The organism is Flavobacterium sp. DW-iso2 (assembly GCF_058725285.1).
The window spans coordinates 1-21,843 of record NZ_JBZXDY010000042.1; the positions used below are offsets into that span (position 1 = coordinate 1).

Annotated in this window: 26 protein-coding genes and 3 tRNA genes; 7 read left to right on the top strand and 22 right to left on the bottom strand. The window is 34.0% G+C overall.

All coding sequences use genetic code 11. The annotated features are described in order from the left end of the window. Positions 1-704: 704 nt before the first annotated feature. The 3 genes from AC4PRO_RS17415 to AC4PRO_RS17425 all read right to left on the bottom strand — a co-directional run bounded on the left by AC4PRO_RS17415 (position 705) and on the right by AC4PRO_RS17425 (position 1,013). Positions 705-787 (bottom strand) — tRNA-Leu (locus tag AC4PRO_RS17415). A gap of 43 nt (positions 788-830) precedes the next feature. Next, a tRNA-Lys gene (locus AC4PRO_RS17420) sits at positions 831-903 on the bottom strand. Between the two features lie 37 nt (positions 904-940). Beyond that, a tRNA-Lys gene (locus AC4PRO_RS17425) sits at positions 941-1,013 on the bottom strand. Between the two features lie 128 nt (positions 1,014-1,141). Between AC4PRO_RS17425 and AC4PRO_RS17430 the strand changes: the two genes are divergently transcribed. Beyond that, complete coding sequence (locus AC4PRO_RS17430) at positions 1,142-1,660, top strand: shikimate kinase (RefSeq protein ID WP_492118291.1); 519 nt, start codon at positions 1,142-1,144, stop codon at positions 1,658-1,660. Here AC4PRO_RS17430 and AC4PRO_RS17435 read toward each other — a convergent pair. After that, positions 1,652-2,152 (bottom strand): phosphoribosyltransferase domain-containing protein, encoded by a 501-nt coding sequence (locus AC4PRO_RS17435; protein WP_074723566.1) that lies wholly within the window; start codon positions 2,150-2,152, stop codon positions 1,652-1,654. The genes AC4PRO_RS17430 and AC4PRO_RS17435 overlap by 9 nt on opposite strands. 45 nt (positions 2,153-2,197) lie before the next feature. Next, a complete protein-coding gene (locus tag AC4PRO_RS17440) occupies positions 2,198-2,590 on the bottom strand; it encodes an RNA-binding S4 domain-containing protein (protein ID WP_492118292.1) in 393 nt (130 codons plus the stop codon). Positions 2,591-2,668: 78 nt separating this feature from the next. Here AC4PRO_RS17440 and bamM point away from each other — a divergent pair, with 78 nt between their 5' ends. After that, positions 2,669-3,700 (top strand): BamM family beta-barrel-assembly machinery protein, encoded by a 1,032-nt coding sequence (gene bamM, locus AC4PRO_RS17445; RefSeq protein WP_074723568.1) that lies wholly within the window; start codon positions 2,669-2,671, stop codon positions 3,698-3,700. Between the two features lie 76 nt (positions 3,701-3,776). Here bamM and AC4PRO_RS17450 read toward each other — a convergent pair whose 3' ends face one another. After that, positions 3,777-4,730, bottom strand: a complete 954-nt coding sequence (locus tag AC4PRO_RS17450; protein WP_074723569.1) for a transketolase family protein — start codon at positions 4,728-4,730, stop codon at positions 3,777-3,779. 85 nt (positions 4,731-4,815) lie between these two features. Further along, positions 4,816-5,664 (bottom strand): transketolase, encoded by an 849-nt coding sequence (locus tag AC4PRO_RS17455; RefSeq protein ID WP_492118293.1) that lies wholly within the window; start codon positions 5,662-5,664, stop codon positions 4,816-4,818. 208 nt (positions 5,665-5,872) lie between these two features. Here AC4PRO_RS17455 and AC4PRO_RS17460 point away from each other — a divergent pair, with 208 nt between their 5' ends. After that, on the top strand, positions 5,873-6,454 hold the full coding sequence (locus AC4PRO_RS17460) for a Crp/Fnr family transcriptional regulator (protein WP_492118294.1): 582 nt from the start codon (positions 5,873-5,875) through the stop codon (positions 6,452-6,454). A 90-nt stretch (positions 6,455-6,544) separates the two neighbouring features. Then, a complete protein-coding gene (locus tag AC4PRO_RS17465; protein WP_492118295.1) occupies positions 6,545-7,060 on the top strand; it encodes a hypothetical protein in 516 nt (171 codons plus the stop codon). 363 nt (positions 7,061-7,423) lie between these two features. On the opposite strand, the gene AC4PRO_RS17470 is transcribed toward AC4PRO_RS17465, so the two are convergent. From AC4PRO_RS17470 to AC4PRO_RS17505, 8 genes are all read right to left on the bottom strand, one after another. After that, entirely contained in the window at positions 7,424-7,672 is a 249-nt protein-coding gene (locus tag AC4PRO_RS17470; protein ID WP_492118296.1) for a hypothetical protein, read from the bottom strand. Next, the gene (locus tag AC4PRO_RS17475) at positions 7,672-7,983 is read right to left on the bottom strand and encodes a rhodanese-like domain-containing protein (protein ID WP_074723573.1); all 312 of its coding nucleotides are present in this window, start codon (positions 7,981-7,983) and stop codon (positions 7,672-7,674) included. The genes AC4PRO_RS17470 and AC4PRO_RS17475 overlap by 1 nt, the downstream gene beginning before the upstream one ends. A 1-nt stretch (position 7,984) precedes the next feature. Next, on the bottom strand, positions 7,985-8,272 hold the full coding sequence (locus AC4PRO_RS17480) for a rhodanese-like domain-containing protein (protein ID WP_492118297.1): 288 nt from the start codon (positions 8,270-8,272) through the stop codon (positions 7,985-7,987). 236 nt (positions 8,273-8,508) lie between these two features. Beyond that, entirely contained in the window at positions 8,509-9,075 is a 567-nt protein-coding gene (locus AC4PRO_RS17485) for a YciE/YciF ferroxidase family protein (RefSeq protein ID WP_492118298.1), read from the bottom strand. 378 nt (positions 9,076-9,453) lie between these two features. After that, positions 9,454-9,870 carry a DUF1003 domain-containing protein gene (locus AC4PRO_RS17490; RefSeq protein ID WP_492118299.1) on the bottom strand — a complete coding sequence of 139 codons (417 nt, stop codon included), beginning with the start codon at positions 9,868-9,870 and terminating at the stop codon, positions 9,454-9,456. Positions 9,871-9,904: 34 nt separating this feature from the next. Continuing rightward, positions 9,905-10,249 (bottom strand): DUF1622 domain-containing protein, encoded by a 345-nt coding sequence (locus tag AC4PRO_RS17495; protein WP_492118300.1) that lies wholly within the window; start codon positions 10,247-10,249, stop codon positions 9,905-9,907. A 195-nt stretch (positions 10,250-10,444) separates the two neighbouring features. Further along, positions 10,445-10,834 carry a hypothetical protein gene (locus AC4PRO_RS17500; RefSeq protein WP_139174231.1) on the bottom strand — a complete coding sequence of 130 codons (390 nt, stop codon included), beginning with the start codon at positions 10,832-10,834 and terminating at the stop codon, positions 10,445-10,447. A gap of 263 nt (positions 10,835-11,097) precedes the next feature. Beyond that, positions 11,098-11,652 (bottom strand): RBBP9/YdeN family alpha/beta hydrolase, encoded by a 555-nt coding sequence (locus tag AC4PRO_RS17505; protein WP_074723579.1) that lies wholly within the window; start codon positions 11,650-11,652, stop codon positions 11,098-11,100. 276 nt (positions 11,653-11,928) lie between these two features. On the opposite strand from AC4PRO_RS17505, the gene AC4PRO_RS17510 reads away from it, so the two are divergent. Then, the gene (locus AC4PRO_RS17510) at positions 11,929-12,768 is read left to right on the top strand and encodes an alpha/beta hydrolase (RefSeq protein WP_492118301.1); all 840 of its coding nucleotides are present in this window, start codon (positions 11,929-11,931) and stop codon (positions 12,766-12,768) included. Between the two features lie 86 nt (positions 12,769-12,854). Further along, positions 12,855-13,319, top strand: a complete 465-nt coding sequence (locus tag AC4PRO_RS17515; protein ID WP_492118302.1) for a hypothetical protein — start codon at positions 12,855-12,857, stop codon at positions 13,317-13,319. Between the two features lie 337 nt (positions 13,320-13,656). On the opposite strand, the gene AC4PRO_RS17520 is transcribed toward AC4PRO_RS17515, so the two are convergent. The 4 genes from AC4PRO_RS17520 to AC4PRO_RS17535 form a co-directional block, all read right to left on the bottom strand. Further along, positions 13,657-15,057, bottom strand: a complete 1,401-nt coding sequence (locus AC4PRO_RS17520; RefSeq protein ID WP_492118303.1) for a M16 family metallopeptidase — start codon at positions 15,055-15,057, stop codon at positions 13,657-13,659. A 4-nt stretch (positions 15,058-15,061) separates the two neighbouring features. Then, positions 15,062-16,375, bottom strand: coding sequence for a M16 family metallopeptidase (locus tag AC4PRO_RS17525; RefSeq protein ID WP_074723583.1), 1,314 nt, complete (start codon positions 16,373-16,375; stop codon positions 15,062-15,064). A 454-nt stretch (positions 16,376-16,829) separates the two neighbouring features. Continuing rightward, positions 16,830-17,915 carry an L-dopachrome tautomerase-related protein gene (locus AC4PRO_RS17530; RefSeq protein WP_492118304.1) on the bottom strand — a complete coding sequence of 362 codons (1,086 nt, stop codon included), beginning with the start codon at positions 17,913-17,915 and terminating at the stop codon, positions 16,830-16,832. 47 nt (positions 17,916-17,962) lie between these two features. Continuing rightward, positions 17,963-18,475, bottom strand: coding sequence for a VOC family protein (locus tag AC4PRO_RS17535; protein WP_492118305.1), 513 nt, complete (start codon positions 18,473-18,475; stop codon positions 17,963-17,965). Between the two features lie 120 nt (positions 18,476-18,595). Between AC4PRO_RS17535 and AC4PRO_RS17540 the strand changes: the two genes are divergently transcribed. Further along, positions 18,596-18,907: a winged helix-turn-helix transcriptional regulator gene (locus tag AC4PRO_RS17540; protein WP_492118306.1), complete on the top strand. Its 312-nt coding sequence runs from the start codon at positions 18,596-18,598 to the stop codon at positions 18,905-18,907. Positions 18,908-19,192: 285 nt separating this feature from the next. On the opposite strand, the gene AC4PRO_RS17545 is transcribed toward AC4PRO_RS17540, so the two are convergent. From AC4PRO_RS17545 to AC4PRO_RS17555, 3 genes are all read right to left on the bottom strand, one after another. Beyond that, a complete protein-coding gene (locus AC4PRO_RS17545; protein WP_492118307.1) occupies positions 19,193-19,948 on the bottom strand; it encodes a low temperature requirement protein A in 756 nt (251 codons plus the stop codon). A gap of 153 nt (positions 19,949-20,101) precedes the next feature. Then, positions 20,102-20,281, bottom strand: coding sequence for a low temperature requirement protein A (locus AC4PRO_RS17550; protein WP_083380457.1), 180 nt, complete (start codon positions 20,279-20,281; stop codon positions 20,102-20,104). Positions 20,282-20,715: 434 nt separating this feature from the next. Then, positions 20,716-21,609 carry a pepsin/retropepsin-like aspartic protease family protein gene (locus AC4PRO_RS17555; RefSeq protein ID WP_074723599.1) on the bottom strand — a complete coding sequence of 298 codons (894 nt, stop codon included), beginning with the start codon at positions 21,607-21,609 and terminating at the stop codon, positions 20,716-20,718. Positions 21,610-21,843 lie beyond the last annotated feature (234 nt).

Genomic DNA, 21,843 nt, shown 5'->3' on the forward strand with positions numbered 1-21,843 from the left:
CATAGAGTTTTTCCTTTTCAGACTAACAAATATTTACGCTTAATTTTTGCTACTCCACAGGTTTTGGTATTGATCCTTTTTAATTAGAAGCGTTCTGGCAGTTTGTTGGGACGCTTTTTTTATGTGATCCATTCTATTTAGCTATTGTTTAAAGTGCGTTTTCGACTTGATCCGTTTTACGGATAATTAATTTAAAAATCACTAAAAGTTGGTATTGTGAAAGAGCTGTAATACGCGTTTCTTTACATTATTGTAAGAGTGGTCCCTTAATGGATTATTTGTCGAACTTAAATTGGGATTGAGATGATGTTTGCTGCGAAATATAGGGAAGCTAATAGTGAGCTACTAAAAGAGGAACGTAAAAAAGACAGATTGTTTTTATATCTAGGTACTTTTTTTATGATAGCGGTGGGATGTTCGATGGTATTTTTACTGGTTATGGCTTTTTTAACAAATCTGGGAGGATAGTTTAGAAATAGTGCTTAAAAATAAGGTTGACTTCGTCTTTCCTACAAAGTCCCTGTTTGCAAATACAAGGTCCTTAAAAAACAGTAAAAGTAAGGTTACTATTTTTTAAGGCCTTTCGATAGGACGGACGGGATAGACGAAGTCAATCCCAAAAAAGCTCTGCTTTGAAAACAAAATGCCGAAATTAAATAGTCAAAGCCAGCTTTACTATTTAATTTCGGCATTTTGTTTATTCGTGACCACGGTGGGATTTGAACCCACACGCCCTTGCGAGCACCAGCCCCTCAAGCTGGCAAGTCTACCGTTTCTCCACGTGGCCTGAAAATAAAAAAGGTCAAGTAATAAATTACTCGACCTTTTAGTGACCCGACTGGGGCTCGAACCCAGGACCCCATCATTAAAAGTGATGTGCTCTACCAACTGAGCTATCGAGTCAATGCATTCAAGTAAATTATGTGTTGATCACTATTTGTGACCCGACTGGGGCTCGAACCCAGGACCCCATCATTAAAAGTGATGTGCTCTACCAACTGAGCTATCGAGTCATAATTTCTTTGCTTGAATGCGGGTGCAAATATAAGGACTTTATTTGATGTTTTCCAAAGAATTTTGCTTTAAATTTGTCTTTTTTTAACAATAAATCTTAACGCCTTAGTTTATAAGGTTTTATTCTATGAGAAAAATTATATTATTAGGTTATATGGGGTGCGGGAAGTCTACTATTGCTAAAACACTATCAAAAATCATTAGGGTACCGTTTGTCGATTTGGATGAATATATTGAAGAAAAAGCGGGTTTGTCTATAAATGCTATTTTTGAACAGCACGGAGAAATTAAATTTAGGAAGATGGAGCATGCCGCTTTTGTCGACTTGTTAAATGCTCCCGGAGATGTCATTATTGGTCTTGGCGGAGGTACTCCTTGCTATGCTAATAACCACGAATTGTTATATGGTAAGAATGTACTATCTGTTTATCTAAAAGCTTCTATTGAGACCTTATTTAATAGATTGGTCGCCAATAAAAGCAAAAGACCCCTTATCGCCAATAAAAATGAAGAGGAGATGAAGGAGTTTATTGCGATGCATCTTTTTGAAAGAAGCTATTATTACAATCAAGCGCAACACATAGTTAGTGTTGATGAGAAAACTGTTGATGAGACAGTTTTGGATATTCTTGCTATTTTAGCTTAAATAGGCATAGCTGTTTCCATTTTCATCAAAAACGACTTGCACATGCTCTAATAGTGACGTGGATAATGAAATTCCTTTGAAATCGGCTTTTACGGGGTACTTCTTGTGATTCCGGTCTACTAGAACCGCTGTTTTGAATTTTTTCAAGGGAACGTCTAAAAAGTGTCTTATGGCATAGATTAAAGTCGTACCTGAATTTAGGACATCATCAACAAGAATTAAACCCTTGTTTGCATATTTTTCTTTTGTCAAAGAAGTCTGTATTGGTAATTCTGGGTTGACTTTGTTAATTTTAACTTCACATAATGAAACTTTTAAAGTGGAGATACTTTGCAGTTCTTTAGCAATTTTTTCTGCAAAAACGAATCCATTGCTTGCTATCCCAGCGAGAACAACTTCATCCTCATCGACAAAGGTCTCATAGATCTGGTAGGCTATTCTTTTTATTTTATGTTCAATTTCTTGATTCGTTAAAATGATATTCTTGCTCATTTTTCTAGTTTAAAGTTTAGTGTTTGAAGAGTAGTAATTTTGACACTAGTTCTCTTCCTCTTCGTCAGTTTTTATTTCATTTCCAAATTCGTCAATATCTCTTCTATCTTTTTTGGTAGGTCGTCCAGTACCATTTTTTCGATAGTGCTCCTTTGATAATTTCAATAATTCCAAATGCTGGAAGGATTCTGCAGGCGTATCATTTCTTCGGTACATATCTACCAGTTTAGCTCCTACACGGTTTTCGGGAATGTCTAAGACGGTTATGATTTGCGTAATTTGGTCTTTTCTAAAGGTGATTTTATCAGTAGGAAAAACCTCCTTTGAAGGTTTCGCAACGAGGCCGTTCACGGTCACATGATTTTTTTTACATGCTTCTGTCACCATATTTCTAGTCTTGTAATATCGGACACACCATAAATATTTATCTATTCTCATAAAAATTCTAAAATCAGAGTTAAATTGTTTACAAAAATCAATCAATATTGTATCTTGCGCACTTAAAAATCAGCTATAATGAACAAATTTAAGTATTATTTTATTTTATCAATTACAACCCTCTCTTTATTTTCATGTTCGAAGAATAATGACACTGCCGAAATTACTCCTCCTAGAGAATATGCAGTACAATATGCCACTGATATTACTGATATAGAAGAATATTTGAATACCTATTATATAACCGTTACTAATAACCCTGGCTCTTCTGATGATCAGGATGTAGTTTTTACTAAGATTCCCGATGGAGGCACTCAAGCTTCCATTATGTCGTATAAAGATAAAACTACTTTTCCTAAATTGTTAAGTAGAGACGTATCTCTGCACGATATTACTTATAAATTATATTATTTAGTATTGAGAGAAGGGGTTAAAGAGTCACCTTGTAATGTAGATGGTGTGTTGGCAGCTTATAAAGGTGATTATCTACAGCAAACTTTAGTGTCAGGCGTGACTTCATTGACTGCAACAGCGTTCCAAGAAGTTAAATATCCTCAAACTTTTTTTTCTTTATATACAATTGAGAATGTTCCACTTAGAGCATGGAGTGAGATTTTTCCACAATTCAAGACTGGGACTGCAGAATCAAATGGCAATGACGGAACTGTATCGTACAAAGATTTTGGTGCAGGAGTGATGTTTATTCCCTCTGGATTGTCCTACTATTCTTCGGGAAGTGATAATATTCCTGCTTATGCGCCTTTAGTTTTTAGTTTTAAATTATATGCATTGCAACGACTGGATCAAGATGGCGATGGTATTCCTTCTTATCAAGAGGATTTAAATGGCGATGGTTATATGTATTATTATGGAAATACTGTCAATTATCCAACAAGTCCTGCAGATAAAATCCGTTATGCTGATGATAGTGACGGGGATGGAATTCCTAACTTTTTAGACGTCGATGACGATGCAGATGGTTATGGTACAAGAAGTGAAATTACAAAAGCTGATGGAACATTAATGGCTTTTGATGCTATACCGAGTTGTAATGGTGATACATCTGATCCTGCACGAATCAAAAAACACTTAGATAAAAGTTGTCATTAAAGTATAGACTGAAAACAAAAAAAAATCCCATCTCTTTTTAAACGAGATGGGATTTTTTTTTGGATATGTATGTGAATTATTTTCTTTTAATAACTCTCTCTACGGCTTCAACAATTGCTTGATTGTTTAACTTGTATTTTTCCATTAACTGTTCAGGCGTTCCTGATTCTCCAAAGCTGTCATTTACCGCAACAAACTCTTGTGGAGCAGGATGATTCAAGGCTAATACTCTTGAGATGCTTTCGCCAAGACCGCCAAGGATATTGTGCTCTTCGGCAGTAACAATGCATTTTGTTTTAGCCAATGATTTAAGAATTGCTTCTTCATCCAATGGTTTAATTGTATGTATGTTGATTACTTCTGCAGAAATTCCTTTTGCTTCTAATGCTTCGGCAGCAATAAGTGCTTCCCAAACTAAGTGCCCAGTAGCTACGATTGTTACATCGGTTCCTTCACTTAACAGGATTGCTTTTCCTATTACAAATGGTTCGTCGGCTGGCATGAAGTTAGGTACTACTGGGCGTCCAAAACGCAAATAAGCAGGACCGTGATGATCAGCAAGTGCTAATGTAGCCGCTTTAGTTTGATTGTAATCGCAAGTATTGATTACAGTCATTCCTGGTAACATTTTCATTAATCCTATATCTTCAAGAATTTGGTGTGTTGCACCATCTTCACCTAAAGTTAAACCTGCATGCGAAGCACAGATTTTTACATTTTTCTCAGAGTAAGCTACTGATTGGCGAATCTGGTCATAGACTCTTCCGGTAGAAAAGTTAGCAAAAGTTCCGGTGAATGGAATTTTACCTCCAATGGTTAATCCAGCTGCAATTCCAATCATGTTGGCTTCGGCAATTCCAATTTGGAAAAAACGCTCTGGATGATTTTTCTTGAAATCGTCAAATTTTAACGATCCTATTAAATCAGCACAAAGTGCCACTACGTTTTCGTTCTTTTGACCTAGCTCAGTCATTCCCGCTCCAAAACCCGAACGCGTATCTTTACTTCCTGTATTTGTATATTTTTTCATTTTTTTAAATTCAAAGATTTAAAAATTTAATAATTGAAAGATTTTGAGTAGTAATTCAAAATTTACAATTCAAATTTTAAAATTATTAATAGTCACCTAAGGTTTCTGGATTTTGAGCAAATGCATTTTCTAGTTGAGCGTCATTAGGCGCTTTTCCATGCCATGCATGAGTATGCATCATGAAGTCAACTCCATTCCCCATTTCAGTATGCAATAGTACACAAACGGGTTTTCCTTTTCCTGTTCTAGACTTTGCTTCTGTCATTCCTGCTATAATAGCTTCAATGTTGTTTCCTTCTTTAATGTCAATAACATCCCAATCAAATGCTTCAAACTTAGCGCGGATACTTCCCATGGCTAAAACTTCGTCAGTAGTACCGTCAATTTGTTTTCCGTTTAAATCGATTGTAGCGATAAGGTTATCTACTTTTTTTGCAGAAGCATACATAATTGCTTCCCAGTTTTGACCTTCTTGCAATTCACCATCACCGTGAAGAGTGTAAATTAAATGATTGTCTCCATTTAATTTTTTAGCTTGAGCAGCTCCAATACCTACAGACATACCTTGTCCCAGAGAACCAGATGCGATCCTAACTCCAGGTAAACCGTCGTGCGTAGTTGGGTGTCCTTGTAGTCTTGAATTGATTAGACGGAAAGTGGCTAATTCTGAAACTGGAAAATAACCGCTTCTTGCCAAAACGCTGTAGAAAACTGGTGAAATATGTCCGTTAGAAAGGAAGAAAAGATCTTCTCCTATTCCGTCCATATCAAAACCTTCTTTGCGGTCCATTAGATTTTGGTATAAGGTCACCATAAATTCTGCACAACCAAGTGATCCACCTGGATGACCTGAGTTGACTGCATGTACCATTCTAAGAATGTCTCTTCTGACTTGGATAGTTAAATCCTTTAATTGTTGTGTGTTAGGCTTCATTTTGTGTGTAAAAGTTAAACTGTGGCAAAGGTAATTTTTATTTTGCCGTAAGACAAATGATTTTTGATTTTGTTATTAGGGCTATTTGTAGCATAATTGACAGCAAATAAGGGCTGCAATGCTGCTTTTATAAGGATTTAATTTTTGCATTTTGCTCATTTTTACGATTGGTTTTTTTAATTGATGCAGTAATTATTATCTTGCGGACATGTATGAACAATTGGCAAAAAGTATTGGAGATAAAGTAACGTTGACCGCGGCCGAATTTGAGGAGTGTAAGACTTTTTTTATTCCAAAAAAAATACGAAAGAAACAAACTTTGCTATTAGAAGGCGATGTTTGTACGTACAATGCTTTTATTGAAAAAGGGATTTTACGTTCCTATACTACCGATGAAAAAGGAAATGAACACATCATGCAGTTTGCTTTTGAAGGCTGGTGGATTACTGATTTGTCGAGTTTTTTAATGGGCGCGCATTCCACCTTCACGATCGAAGCTATAGAAGATTCGGAACTGTTGTTATTAACGGCGGTGGCAAGAGAGGAGCTAATGGATGCGCTACCGGTATTTGAACGCTACCAAAGACTTTTGTTGCAAAACGCCTATATTGCTTTGCAGGCGAGAGTAAACTCTGCTTTGACTGAAACTGCTGAAGAAAAATACACCAAACTCACTATCGCTTACCCTGATGTCATAGCGCGTGTACCCCAACACATGATTGCTTCTTACCTTGGTCTTACCCCAGAAACACTAAGCCGAGTGCGAAAACAAATTACTCTTCGGAAATAAAATTGATTTGGATCAATGGCATTTCTTGTTCTATCTCAATGGAACCAAGGGGGCTCTTACCGTAGTTTTGCAACAGTAAAAACAAGAACAATGCAAAATATACGAACTATTGCCGTTATTGGTGCTGCTGAGAAAAGAAATTTTCCAATACTCAAAGAATTATCGGAGCATTACCAACTTTTATTATTCGATAAAAACCAAAAAGCACTATCCGATATTCATGAAAGTCTTTTGGCGCACAATCGCCATGGTTATATTGAAAAAATGGATTGCGCTGTAAATGCCAGTTGGGAAGCAGATATTATTATTCTTTCTGGTTTTTGTATCAATGATGCAGCTGTTGTTGAAAAAATAAAAGAAGTCGCTACCGCAAAAATCATCATTATTATGGAAAATGAAGATGAGTTTACATCGTCGATAAACAACCAACTGAGTTTTGACCTTATTTTTCCTCATTCAAAAATAGTAGAAATAATCAATATCTCTACAGATGAAAATTTAGAGAAAGAATTTCTGTTGGAAGGCCACAACGCAAAAGCTTTGGATACCGTTTCTGGTATTTTCGAAGGATGTGGTTTTACGACTTACTTATCCCAACTAAATTAATAATAACAATAGGAGTAATTCCATTTTATTGTGTTATTTTAAACATAGTAGCATTTGTTAGTCCTTATGTTAATGAAGTTGCGGCACATGAGAAAAAGCCAGCTAGCTAATGGAGATGATTAGCGACAGCACCACATTGTGCTATATATTATGCTGATTGTACCGATGTTTGTTTACGCCTAGGGAATAATTTTCCGAAAATAGAAGCCTAATTTTTTTATGAATATTTAATTTGTTGTAAGGTTTAAAGTTTTTATTATCGAATACTAATGATGCAATACTGGTGTTTGTTTGTACTAAATTTTAAATCTTAATAAAATAAAAAGCCCCAATTTGGGGCTTTTTATATGCTGTAATTATAATTTAATTTGTTTTTATTTCTTCATATTCTACATCCTCAACAGTGTCGGTATTCTTTTTCTTCAGCGGTACTGCACAACCATTCGCTCCACCGCAGCCAGAATTTGTAACGACTTGATATAATAGAAAACCGGCCAGAAGTCCTGAAAGAATGCTTTGGGTTTGAAACGCTTGTATACCAATGTAAACGCCTAGCGCAAGACGGACAAAACGCATAAAGTGCCAGTCATTTAATAGATTTTGTACATTCATTAGATTTTGTTTTGTAAGCTACTCCAGCCTCCGCCGTTATGAACTTGTGCAAATCCATTCGATTTTAAAATGCTTTTTGCAGAAGCACTTCGCATTCCTGATGCACAACAAGTAATAATAGTAGCGTCTTTTTTTAATTTTGGAATATGTCTCGAAAGATCATTTAATGGAGCATTTATTGACCCTTTTATGTGTCCTTGTTTGTATTCTCCTGGACTACGTACATCTAGAATTACAGCTCCTTGCTTTACTAAATCGGCGTAATTTACTTTTGGCCCTAAACCAAATAGATTTTTTAATGTGTTTATCATCTTATTTTGTTACTTGTGATTTATAATAATTTACGTCTAACCAAGAACCACCATTATAACACTCGACGCCAAGTTGTGAAAGGAAGTGTTGTGCCTGTCCGCTTCTGTTTCCAGAGGCGCAACATAATACTAAAGGTGCTTTTAATTTTTTTAATTCTTCGACTCTTTCGGGTATTTCATTTAGCGGAATATTAATGGAACCAACTACATTACCACCGATAAATTCGCCGTACGAACGCACATCTACAATGGTTCCTTCGTTTTCTTTAATTATTTTTTCTACGCTCATTTTGTTTAATTTATAAAGTTTGAATTACGCTCAAAAGAGCACTTTTATTCAATTGGATGTATCGTGTACTCTAATTTGATAAGACAAAAGTAACACAAAGGAAAAGGTTTGTCAGTAACTTTTGTTACACAAGCAAATATTTAACGTTCAACATTTAAAATGGTAATTTCCTATATAATAGTACCATAAAAAAAGCCTGTACGGAACAGGCTTTTTAAATTATTTATGATTTCGAATTACATCCGTGGGTTTGAAATAGCATCCGCTTTAAAAGCTTTGTTGTTAATAGAAGTCATCGCTAACTCAGTTAATCTAGCGTCCGCTTTTTTCTCTTCATTAAGAGTCATAGCTAATAGATCAGCTGCTTTGTTTTCTCCCATTGTTTTTGCGAAAGCGTGTAAAGTACCATAAGTTGCAATTTCATAATGTTTTGCCTTTTGTTCAGAGGCAATTATACTGGCATCACGTACAATACCTTGATCTGTTTTGTTGATCATATCATCACTCTCTTTTAGAATTCCTTCCATTGCTTCACATTTTTTTGCAGCAGGTTTAATACCAGTAACTTCGAATATTTTTTCCAATCTGGAAATATGTTCGTTTGTTTCGGTCAAATGTTTATTGAGAGTAGTAGCCAGTTCTGGAGTTGAAGCATTTTTTGCCATTTTAGGAAGTGTTTTACTCAATATTTTTTCTGCATAATAAATATCTTTCAATCCTACTTCAAATAAATCTCTCAATCCATGAGCTGAATTTGTTTTTGCTTTTGTAGCTTCTACTTTTTTTCCTGTTTGAGTTGCCATAATAATTGATTTTAAATATTAATAGTTTACTTTTTATTTCTATTAAAATTAAAAAAAATAATTGGTGTAAAATTATTAATTAACTAAATATCAGTAAAATAGATGTTTTTTAACTAAAAATAATAAGGTGATTCTTTATAATAACTCTTTGTAAATCTAGGGAATAAATTTTAATTGCTTTCTTGGTTATTACCAAAGTAAAAATTGCAACTAGCAAGTTGAATTAGAGAAGAAAAATTTAATTTTAAGCGGTGTATAAAAATAATAAGCTCATTTATGCCCAAAATGTTTCGGGCTAAGTGAGCTTATTGCTATTAGCTTTTTTGAAATAAAAATAACAGAAAAATTAAAATCTAGATGTTTGATTTTATTCTTTAGTTAGGGCTGTCTTTGAATTTGTTCCAATAGTCTGATTATCTTGTCTAATTTGTCAACTTCAATGCTATTCAGTTTTGATGTCAGCGCTTCTATTTCTAGTTTGGCTTCCAGATTAGTTTGATAATCTGCTTGTGCTTGTGCTCGGTCTCTTTCGTTTTGTCTGTTTTGAGACATCATGATAATAGGCGCTGCATAAGCAGCTTGGGTAGAGAATAATAGATTAAGCAAAATAAAAGGATAGACATCCCAATGTTTTATAAAAGCAATTAGGTTTAAGGTCATCCAAAGAACGACTAAAATCGTTTGCACAATTATGAATTTCCACGACCCCATACTTTTAGCCACGGCATCGGCCAAGCGGCTCCCAAATCCTAAAGCTTCAAAATGTTTTTGGTGCCAATTTTTTTTTACTAACATAATACGTTTATTTGATAAAGGGTTATTGATAGATTTAAATTTTATTTTTTTGCAATGGAAATTTACCTTCGAGTTCGACCTGCAATGATAAACTCATAACCGTTCTGATAAAAACTATTAATCCTAAAATCGATACCGATTCTAATGTTGGCTCTGCAACTACTGTGGCAATTATAGCAGCAGCGATTAATATTTCAAGTCCTAAAAGTATCGATTTTCCCAGCGTTTGTCTTAATTCAATAAAGGGCTCTGGTTTTCTTCTATAAAATAGTACAAGTGACTTGATTAGAGAATATAGTACGCCTGTAAAAATGGTAATACAGCCTATGATTTCAATAGATGCTGCTATGTAGTTTATAAATATTTTGATATTTTCCATTTTGCTTAGTGATTAAAGCCAATTATATGAAGGGTTTTGTGTGAACTATTGTCAGATTATGTGTTTTCTATAGTTCTTGTTTTCTAAAAAAATGTTGTGGTTACAAGCAAATTCATTATAAATCTAATTTACAGTAAATTTTGTTTGCTAACACAGAGTCATATTATTGATTTGAAATAAGAGTAACAAATAGTTTTAGTCTTTTATATATCTATTAAAGTAACAATCGTAACATTCATCGTTAAGAATCAATTGATTGGCAGTTATTGTGAAAGACTGTTTTGAATCATTGTCATAGATAATTAACTTTTTTTCCCCTCCAAAAATAGAAATTCCGGTTTGAATAGAGTAGGAGGATTCAAGAACTAAAATCCCATCCACATACTTTTTTACTTTTGTGTTAGAGATTTCCAGTTGAATTGATTTTCCAGATGATTGTGGCGTTGTCGTAATTCCGGCAATCCCGCCAGAAGATTCAACCCAATTCCATTTTCCAATGATGGTGTTATTTTCATTATCGTTCATATGAGTGGAACAACTAATGATTGAAAATAGTAGTAAGAGTAGGTATGTTATTTTTTTCATTAGTTTAATTTTCGAAAAAAGGAAAAAAGAAGTTGCTGCTTCTGCCAAATTTGGAACAGTTTAACATTCAAATTTAGGTATTTTTTGGGTTGGTTTTACAATTCTGCAAATAGCAGAGATACAATTTTAGATAGTCACTGTATTTGCCTTGCAATTAAGATAAATCACTATTTGCATCCCGTTTTTTTCGGGTATTTTGAGCTATGAAGTGTTGCAGTTTTTTGGTATATGTTTTGATAATAGTTTCGTTTATAGAAATGAAATTATTTATTACTTTCTATCATTTCTAATAATGACTGCAGAATTTCTTGTCCTTCGGGCCAATATTCTAATTTTGACTCTGAATTCAGATGGCCTTTCTCGCCAATATTTATAAAAGAACTTCCCCATTTTTCAGCTAGCAACGAGGCTCTTTCCAATGAAATATAGGGATCATTAGAACTTGTGATCACAATGGAAGGGAAATCTAATTTTAATAAAGGAATGGGAGAGAAGTTTCTGATTTCCTCAGGGGTATGCGCAGCTGAATCTACATCTGCAGGAGCAACAAGCAAGGCACCAACTATTTTATCGGTTTTATTTTCTTTTGACCAATGGCTGATCAACGAGCAGGCAAGGCTATGAGCAACGATAATGATTTCACCTTCCGCAGATTCGATTGAAGTGTTTAGGCTTTCCAGCCAATCTTTTAAGATAGGGTTGTCCCAATCTTTTTGAATCACTTTTTGAGCAGTTTCAAAATGCTGTAACCAATAATTTTGCCAATGTGTCTCTCCTGAATCTCCTAATCCGGTAACGATTAAAATAGTGTGCTTCATGTGTTTCGTTTTAATTAAAGTACAAATCTGAATCCAAAAAAAAGTTGTTTTCGCATTTCTGGTGGGGTATTATGGTGTGCTTTACTAATAATAGTGGCACTACTAGATACGAATCTATCATTCATTTTAAATTATTGTGTGCCGTTACAAAGCTAATGAATTCCATTTCTTCCCGTTGTGATATTTTTTAATTTCATTAGCAGGAAAATGGCAGCGTAGCCTTTTGTAATAATTGCGGTTGCTTTTTCTTTAATTTATATATTTGTAAAAAAAACTATGCGTTATAAAATTGCGATACTAGTTGTCCTTAATAGCATTCTGTTGGGGAGTTGTGCATCAAAAAAAATTACAGATGCTTCCTATTTACTGCCTTCGAAGGAAAATACAATAGCGGTACCAAAAATGAATGTTTTTGTTCCCAGAAATTCAAAAGCAAAACAACTCCCTGTTTTAATATTTGTGCATGGAGGCTACTGGAATAGTGGACGAAAAGGGACCTACGATTTATTAGGCAGGAACTTTGCCAGCAAAGGAGTAGTCACTGTGATTCCAGATTATACTTTGAGTCCAAATACGGATTATGACGGGATGGCCAAGCAAATTGCCGCCGTGATTCAATGGACGAAAGATAGTATCAGCAAGTACAAGGGTAATCCAAATGCAGTCTTTGTAACGGGACATTCTGCAGGCGGACATTTGGGTGCATTAGCGGTTATGAATCCGAAGTACGGAATCGATCCTAAAAGTATTTCCGGAATTATTTTGAATGATGCCGCAGGATTAGATATGAAATATTATTTAGAGGAAAACCCACCTACTGCCGAATACAATTACATAACAACCTGGACTAACTCGCCCACCAAATGGCAGGATGCGTCCCCTATTTATTTTTTGGATAAAAATACGCCTCCTTTTTTAATTTATATTGGTGATCAAACCTATGCTTCTATTAAAACAACCAATAAGCGTTTTATTGATGCCCTGCATCCTTTTCAGCCAGAAGTTTCAGCAATACGAGTGGATAAAAAGCATGTTCCTATGGTTACACAGTACTTTTATCCATGGAGCGACCGCTTTGATGAGGTGATTGATTTTATGAAAAGTCAGATTAAATAAAGCATTTTTAAAAATTAGTGGATAGGAAGGTAGGGTAAACTAGATTACAGTTGTCTTACTATTGTAATAAAACTAATTTTAAAATTATGAAAACAGTTAAAGCCATATTAATACTAATTATTTTTTCTTTCGTACCCAATGTGAATGCGCAAAAAGCTAGAGTTAGTAATGATACCCAAGTAGAAACAAAACAGAGTGTATCGTATTATCAACAAAGAGGTTTAGAAGATGCGAAATACGAACAACAGTTTGAAGCAAAAAGCAAAACAGAAGAACGTGCTTTTTGGCAGGAACAAAAACAATACGAAAAGGAATTAAAGAAAAACGACAGAAGAGCGCATCGAGCTTATGTTCAAGGTAAGCAAGAAGGTTATGCAGCACACCACGATGATTGCGATAGCCATTGTCATCACAGTAAATATTGGTATCAGCATGCAGACCATTATTACTATGGATATAGTGAGCCGCATTATGAAAACAGATCTAACAGAACGACAGTGAATACGCAAATAGGTGTGCGTACTCCAAACGTGCGATTGGGACTTTTTTAATCGAATTAGAATATATACTAATTATGAATATTGTATGACCCAATAATAAAGCGTTCTATTCTTGCACAAACTACAGCACTTAGTTTGTCACGCTGAAAGCGTCTCAAGATACGTGAGCAACTTTACTGAGACGTGACAAATAGTGCGAGTGGTTATTAGCTAAGTCATATTCGGCTATAAAACAGTTCAATTTCAGTTCGAGCGGAGTCGAGAACCACTATTGCATCTCGACTGCGCGCGATGTGACAAAAATTTAGGTTGGACTATATTGTCTGGTTTTCGGTATAAGTATTAGATATAAAAAAAAGCGGAAATTTAAGTTCCGCTTTGATATTAATTATAGTCCTTCTTTAGGATCGTCTTTTATTTCCACTTGGGTTACTGTGCCATATTTTTTTGAAATGTTTATAATCTCATCTGCTTTTCCTATTAGCACAAATTGTAGCTTGTCTTTAGGGAAATATTTAGCAATGATTTGGTTGGCTTTCGCCAAATCCAAGTTGTCAACATTCTTTTCAAAATCGTCAATGAAAGATTTATCAAAATCATACCAGAACATTTGGGTCAGTAAACTAGCTTGTTGCGAGGTAGTTTCGTATCGTGGCGGGAACTGTCCTTTGACATAATTTTTGGCTGAAGCCAATGCTTTTTCATCAATACCATTTTTATGTAATTTAGACAGGACTTCGAGCGCCTTATCAATGGCTGCTTCCGTGGTTTTCACGTCTGTAAAAGTGCTGATAGCAAATGAACCACCATTTTTCAAGGCATTAAAGCGACTACTTGCGCCGTAGGTCAAGCCAGAGTTTACACGTAACTCATCATTTAGCATCGACGTAAATCGTCCGCCAAAAAGTGTGTTGACTACTTCAATGGATACATAATCTGGATTGTTTCTGCTTATTCCTGGAGAACCAATATAAAACGTGGTTTCTCTGGCGTCGTCTTTATTGACTAGTAATACCTTGTTTTCTTTTGGAATACTAATCGCTTTGGATGCAGGACTATCTTCTTCTTTTGAGGATTTTTCCCATTTTGAGAACAAAGCAGTCAGTGCGGCTTTCATTTCTTTAGTAGAAAAATCACCTACTACGCTAATGGCAGCATGGTCTGGTTTGTATTTCGTTTTATAAAAAGTAGTAAGATCATTTACGGTTAATTTACTCACGGTTGACGTAGTACCTGTTATTATATTTCCATAAACGTGGTCTCCATAAAGCATGGACTCAAAGTACGATCCTATCACAGATTGCGGACTTTCTTTTTGCTGTTCAAGCTTCACCAGCAACCTACTTTTTTCTTTTTCAAATTCTGCAGCGTCAAAAACAGGATTAAGCAATACTTCTTTAATAATCGTCAGTACCTTGTCTTTGTCCTTAGCGGCAAAATGAGAAGAAAGACCGGAGTATTCCTTAGAAGAATAGGTGTTTAAAGCGGCGCCAATGAAGTCGAGTTCTTCATCTAACTTAGCTTTTGTGAAATTTTCAGTACCATGTTTTAAAGCTGTAGCAGTCAGTGACGCAAGTCCCGCTTTGTCTTTATCATATATTGCGCCCGCCGGGATAATGGCAGATACACTAATTACAGGCACATCATGTTGCTCCATTAGGAAGACAGTAAGACCATTTGGTAATTTAAATGTAGCGTAACTCGGTAACTTATAACTTTGTGCTGACAGACTTATTTGTGTTATTACAAGCAAGCAGATCATTATGAATTTTTTATTAATACGTTCCATACTATTAATTTTCTACATTTGTTTTTAATACTCCTACTGTTCGGTTACTTTTTGTAAAATAGGTTTTGGCAACCCGTTGCACATCAGCAATTGTGATTTTATTATAATTAGCTGGCGCATCAAACATTTTTCTATAGTCACCAAAAAATACTTCATAAGTACCTATGTTGTTTGATTTTCCGTCTATGGTTTCCACTTGGTCGTAAAATTCCATTAGTTTTTGGTTCTTTATTTTTTGTAGTTCCGTATCGGTAATCCCATCCTGTTTTATTTTTTCAATCTCAGTATATATGGCATTTTCTAAATCTACTTCGTTCACCTCTTTATTGGCTACAGCATATACATTGAAAAGTCCAGGATCAAAGCTATCACCATAGTCAGTAAATACTTGGGTAGCTACTTGTTTTTTATCTACAAGCGAAGCATACAATCGGGATGATTTTCCGCTTGAAAGAACGGAGCTCAGAATATTTAAGGCATAATAATCATCGTTTTTAGTTTCAGGAGTATGATAACCAATCATAAGATAAGGTGTAGCCACTTCTTTTTGAACAGTAATTCTTCGTTCCCCGGTTTGTACAGGTTCTACAATATGAACTTTTGGTGGCGTGGGTTGAGCTGGAATTGGTTCGAAATATTTCTCTGCTAATAGTTTTACTGCTTCTGTTTTGATCGCGCCACTAATTACAACAACGCAGTTATTTGGTGCGTAATAGGTTTTAAAATAACGTTCCAAGTCTTGTTGATTCCAATTTTTCATGTCATCTTCATATCCCATTACAGGCCAATGGTATGGGTGCTCTTGAAAAGCGGTTGCCTGAAGCGATTGCGACAACAGACGCCAAGGAGAATTTTCAAGACCAGTACGACGCTCGCTTAATACAACGCCTCTTTCGCTTTCTACCATCGTAGGATCAATACTCAAACTAGAAATTCGGTCGCCTTCAAGATCAAATATAACCTCCGCTGCAGATGCAGGAAACCAATCCGTGTAAACTGTAACATTTTCAGTGGTATACGCATTATTCGCACCTCCATTGAATTCCATTGTTTGGTCAAATAGTTTTGGGCCGTACTTTTTGGCTCCGTTAAACATCATGTGTTCAAAAAAATGAGAGAGACCAGTAATTCCTTGGTATTCGTTCCTGCTTCCTACCTTGTAAAACAAATACATATTTGCATTTGGGATCGAAAAATCTTCTACAACTAATATTTTCATTCCGTTTTTTAGGGTGAAAGTATGTACATCGTCTGCTTTTATTTGTGCTTGTCCTGTTAAGGCGAGCAAAAGAAAAAGCGGTAGCATTATTTTTTTCATACGGTGTAAATTAATGTTTGATTAAAATGGCTGAAATTAAATTAGTTTCCTCTCTTTTTATATTGAAAATTGCGAGTTATCCTTTTAGAACAATGCTGATTTCATTTTTCGAAATGGAATTCAGCTAATAATAATAAGTCGGCTGGTTTAATTATTTGTTACATTTATAGGATAAAAAAATTTGCGATATAGTAAAATCAGTATACTAATTTACCTCCTCTTTGATTACCTTCGAATATATTAAGTTTTAAATTATTTTCGTGATCATTTTTAGACAGTTTATTGACAGTGATGTTATTGGTCTTTTATAATGCAATTAGGAGTGTCGAATGTAGAAGGTAATAGTACGTAATACAATAACAAGACCGCTTTTAAATTGTTTTAAAAACGGTCTTGTTTTGGATTATTTTTAAGTAGAAAGTCGTCTTAGCGGTTAAGTCACTTTGCTCTTTTTTTAATTTTTAGATAACTCTATTTTATTCAAAGTAAAAGTCATAGTTGAAATATCGGCTGTAACTTCATTAATCCTTGAGTTTGTAAAATACAAGTAGTTGTTATAAATACTAAATGTATCTGCCCATCTGATTTTTTTACCTTCAACCAGTGTGTGAATACTGCCATCTTGTTTACGATACATAATTTTGTTGTTTTCTAAATCAGCAAAATATAAAATACCATTTTCGTCCAGTATCATTCCATCAGGGGCTGCTGTTTTTGCCACCAATTTGACTGATTTTTCAACTTCCGTATTATTTGCATTGGCTAATACTTTTGTGGGTACGGAATATAAACTGTAGCCCGTTAGTGCATGAAAGTAGAGCAAGTCATTTTTATTGTCTAATGCAATTCCGTCAGAATTAATAGTGTTCTCCCACTTTTTGTTGTCGAAAGTCAAATAGGATTGCTCCGCTTTTGTAGAGAAATGATTGTCTAAAACTCTAGTAGATTTTCCAGAAGTCATATCCAGTACAATTAAACCAGCTCTGCCAGAATCAGTACAATAGATTTTATTGTTTTTTTTATCGACACGTAAATCGTTGATGTAAGAATTAGGATAATAACTGTCTTTTTGTAATATATAAGTTTTCTCTAATTTATTGTCACTTAAATTAAAGACAAAAAGGCGAGGTGCGTCTAAAACGGCACCAAATAATGGACTGCGTGTGTCTAACACATAAAGCATGTTTTCAAAAGCCACTACAGATTGTACGCCAACAAATTTTTGATCTTCAACTGCGCTTCCAATTTTCCATGAATTCCATTCTTCGTTGGGATAAGCTAATTTTTGATTGTCTTTGGTAATTTCAACCACCGAATTTTCAACTCCTTTTCTCCATCGAGGGAAGTTCACGAAAATCCGTCCTAATGTGCTCACGGTAACGCCAGTTAGTTGTTGTCCAGTAAATTCAGCAATTTGTTGTACTTGTACTGTAAGGCTGTCCGTGTGTTTTGTCGCTTCAGTTTCTATTTTCTTGTTCGTCACTTTTTTACAAGAAACAATCACTATAAAAAGGAAGATTAGATAAAGACTTTTTTTCATTTTAGTTAAATTTTAGAAGTTCAATAAAAGCTATTAGATATTTGGTTTTATTTTGAATAGGCTCCAGAAGAATAAGTCAGTTCATAACTGTGCGTGTATATTTCGAAAACAATTCCGAAAGGATCTTGTACGTAACACATTTTAAAAGGTTTCTCATTTGGATAATATTCTCGAATAGGCATTCTTTGTTTACCACCGTAAGATACAATTTTAGCGATAAGATCTTCAATGTTTGGATCTTGTATGCAAAAATGAAAAAGACCTGTATTGAAAGGATTGAATTCTGGTGCTTCTTTAATTCCGTGAGGGAAAGAAAATAATTCGATTCCCGTACCATCTGAAGTGGCTAAATGTGCAATTTCAAATTCTTCCCAATCTTCGCCAAAAACGTCAATGCACATTTGACCAATAGCTGTTTCCTTTTCTTTCTTTACTGTAGACGGTTCCATAATAATGTACCAGCCCATTACTTCTGAGTAAAACTTAACGGCTTCTTTAATATTAGGAACTGTAATTCCGATATGAGAAAATGCTTTTGGATAATTTGTTTTAGTTGTCATGTGTTATTGTTTTAGATTACAAATTTAGCCTATATTTGCATAAATAGCAATAACCTACTTTAAAGTATTATAGTTACCTAAAAGAGTAAAATATAGATTATCAATTGATTGAAATATAAAATGAGCGAAAAAAATTACTGTCCTCTTCATTATACAATGGGTTTAATAGGGACTAAATGGAAACCTTTGGTTTTATTTCATTTACTGGATGGGGGTTTACGTTCCGGATTACTACAAAAGAAAATCTCCGGTATTTCTAATAAAATGTTTACCCAAACCGTAAGAGAATTAGAAAAAGACGGCCTTATTTCCAGAAAAGTTTTTGCGGTTGTTCCTCCAAAAGTAGAATACAAATTGAGCGAGAGAGGCAGATCACTCGAAAATATTTTACGAAGTTTGGACACCTGGGGCGTGGAAGATAATCCAAAATAAATTTTTATAAACACCAATTTTAGGCCTCAATTTATAACAAGTGACTTTTATAACGTTGATAAATAGATTCTTATAGTAGTAATTTAATAATTATTTTTGTGTGCAGATAGGATACTATTTTTAAATCAGTCAAATTTATTTTGGCAAAAGCCTAAATTAACGGCTGATAATTGTTGTTTTAGAGTAAACTGAGAAAGAAGGGGTTCCTTTAATTAAGACGAAATTCAAAGAAGTAATCTTAACCGGTTACGGATATGAAAAATCAGCGATTTTATAGACTAACACTTAAAAATTAACTTTGCCATATAATTTCATTTGTGATTTATAATTAAGCACGATGTAAATGGCAAAAGAAAAGGCCAACCCAAAAAGGATGTATTGAGATCTATTTAAAAGTAAGGATACTGCAGCAATGGTAAGTACTATTAATGTATTTATTATCCTGTTTCTGTTGTGTTTAGGTACATTTATTGCATATGCAGTTTGTTTTCCAATATATAGAAGCAGCATTCCTGAAATGGCCATAATTCTAAAATCAAACAAGTTTAAATCGTTAAGGATGGCATGTCTTATTGTATTGGCAAGAATCGCAAAAGACATATAGATCAACAACTGAGAGTAGATAATACCAGTTCCATATTTATCTCTTTTACTTTCAATCAATAAATTTAGCGAGTCGAAGTAGATCCACCAGATCATGGCTATTATTGAAAATCCCACCATCCCCATGGCAATGGTTAATAATGTCCAATCTACATTAGTAAGACCCAATGTTAAGGAAGCAATGGGTTCTCCTAAAAGGACAATTGCCAATAGTCCTATGCATTCTACTAAATGTTCTTTATCTAAAGGCTTCGTTGAATTTTTAGAATTAAGAGTCGTCTGAATAATAATAATTTCTATGATAATACTGATGCTTAGCAATAGACTAGCTATTTTGTAGGAAAAGAATAAAGCTGATACAGCAAGGAGGGTGTTCCAAAGGCAAGAACACCGATAATTCTTTTGTTTGTGGATCGGCCTCTCATTTTTTGAATATATTTAGCATATAATCCCGCAGTAGTTATTTTCTATTCCAGAATCGATCGTGGTAGATAAAATGATAAGAACAAACATAATGAGAAGCGTAAAAACTCTATGGAACCTACTGTCATTGTCGAACCTATTTGAAAATGAAGTGTGCAGCACCCAAATCTACCAAAAAGGTAAAAATAATATAATGAATGTTAAAAATACATGGCGGTCTAGTTCATTGTTATGCGTATGGGCTAATAGATGAGCCACCTTTCCTAGTGCCACAACAAAGATTAGGTCAAAAAAGAGCTCAAGCCACGTTGAGTGTCGATTTTTCATTAAATACATTGTATTTTTCATAAGCTTTAGTGCAAATCTAATTTGATAAAAAAGTAGGCAGCCTTTTTATTTTTTTCGTTAGGAAAAAACTAAGTTATGAAAATTATTGTTTGAAATTAATATAGAATTACAAATTGATTAAAACGGATGGTAGCACTAAAATCATGGCTGAACAATAAATTCTCTGAATGTAATTTTGTATTATTTTTTCTATTTCTTTTAGACACTTTTATAAAGTAACTCTTCAAGTAAATTATTAAATTACTTTTCCAGTTTAATGTATGAGTTTTTTTTTAGAAGGATTCAGTCCACAATTTTCCCATTCTTCATCAGAGATTTTTCACTTGCTTTTTTGAATTCTTTAATATTCATAGATTTTGTGATTGCTTGTTTTCTGCTGACACATAAATTTCTTGTAAAAAAAACGCGAATTAAGCTGATTTTTCGGCATTTCGTCATTCCGATTTATACTCTTTTCTTTGGTCAATGTATTGGTCTTTATAAAATTTATTTGGTTTCAAGTACACAACATTATTTTGAAAATCGAGGAATATATTAAATCTTTTCAAAATTTCGTTACCTAAAATATGAACGTTTTTATCTTTTAATGGTTTTTGGGTAGTTGTTATTTGAACTGGAATATTTTTAAGTTTATACTTTCCAATTTTTAAGATTTCTAAATTAGAAGTAATAACAGGGATTTCGTTTCCTTGTGCACCTTTCATCATTACCTTTTTTAAAACCTTCATCTTGTTCGTTGGAAAGTTACCTTCTTTTAATAAATCATTATCTAACATTGCAGTTCTTTCAAAACCCGTATCAAAGAGGAAAAGATCATTGTTCGCAATTCCATTTTCCTTAATTTCACTTGAAACTAAAAACAAGTCTTTAAAAAACTCTATTTTTAGGCTAGTGAATTTGTTATCTAATAGTACATATTTAGGCAATTCAGAATGAATAATCATAGCATGCTTGTCATAATTGAGTTCGACTACTTTTCCTTTGAAAAAGTCCCAGCCAAATCGCCCTTCTGTTCCGTGTCCTGCTAATTCGGCGTCATACACTTTAGTTTTGTAATTTGTTTTTCCAATTTTTAAATTATATAATGTGCTGTAAAGTTCCGTTGTAGATTTAAGTTTATTATTTAAAATATCATTTATTAAAATCAATTCGGTTGTTCCGGTGTCAAAATTTAAGTTTAAAGTATCTTTTTCGTTGAAAATAGCTTTTATAAAAATGGTATTATGCTCGTTAATAGTTAATGAAATAGTGTCACTCAATTCTAATTTTTGAGCAAAAATCGATATAGAGAAGAGTATAAAAGCAAATATTAATAATAACTGTTTCATTTTGAGTAATTTTAATAAAATGATTTTAATGGAAAAATGACTTTTTAAAAATGGAAAAATCCAAGTAAGAGTACCAGTTTTTAATATAAATTTAATAGTACTGAAATTTTTATTGATCAATCCACTTTCGATAAACCTATTTTAGGATTTGTCATGCTGTCTTGTCCTGATATAGGTTGACTATTTTTGGATGTTTACTCATTTCAAAAATAGTTGATTGTAGACGTAATATTG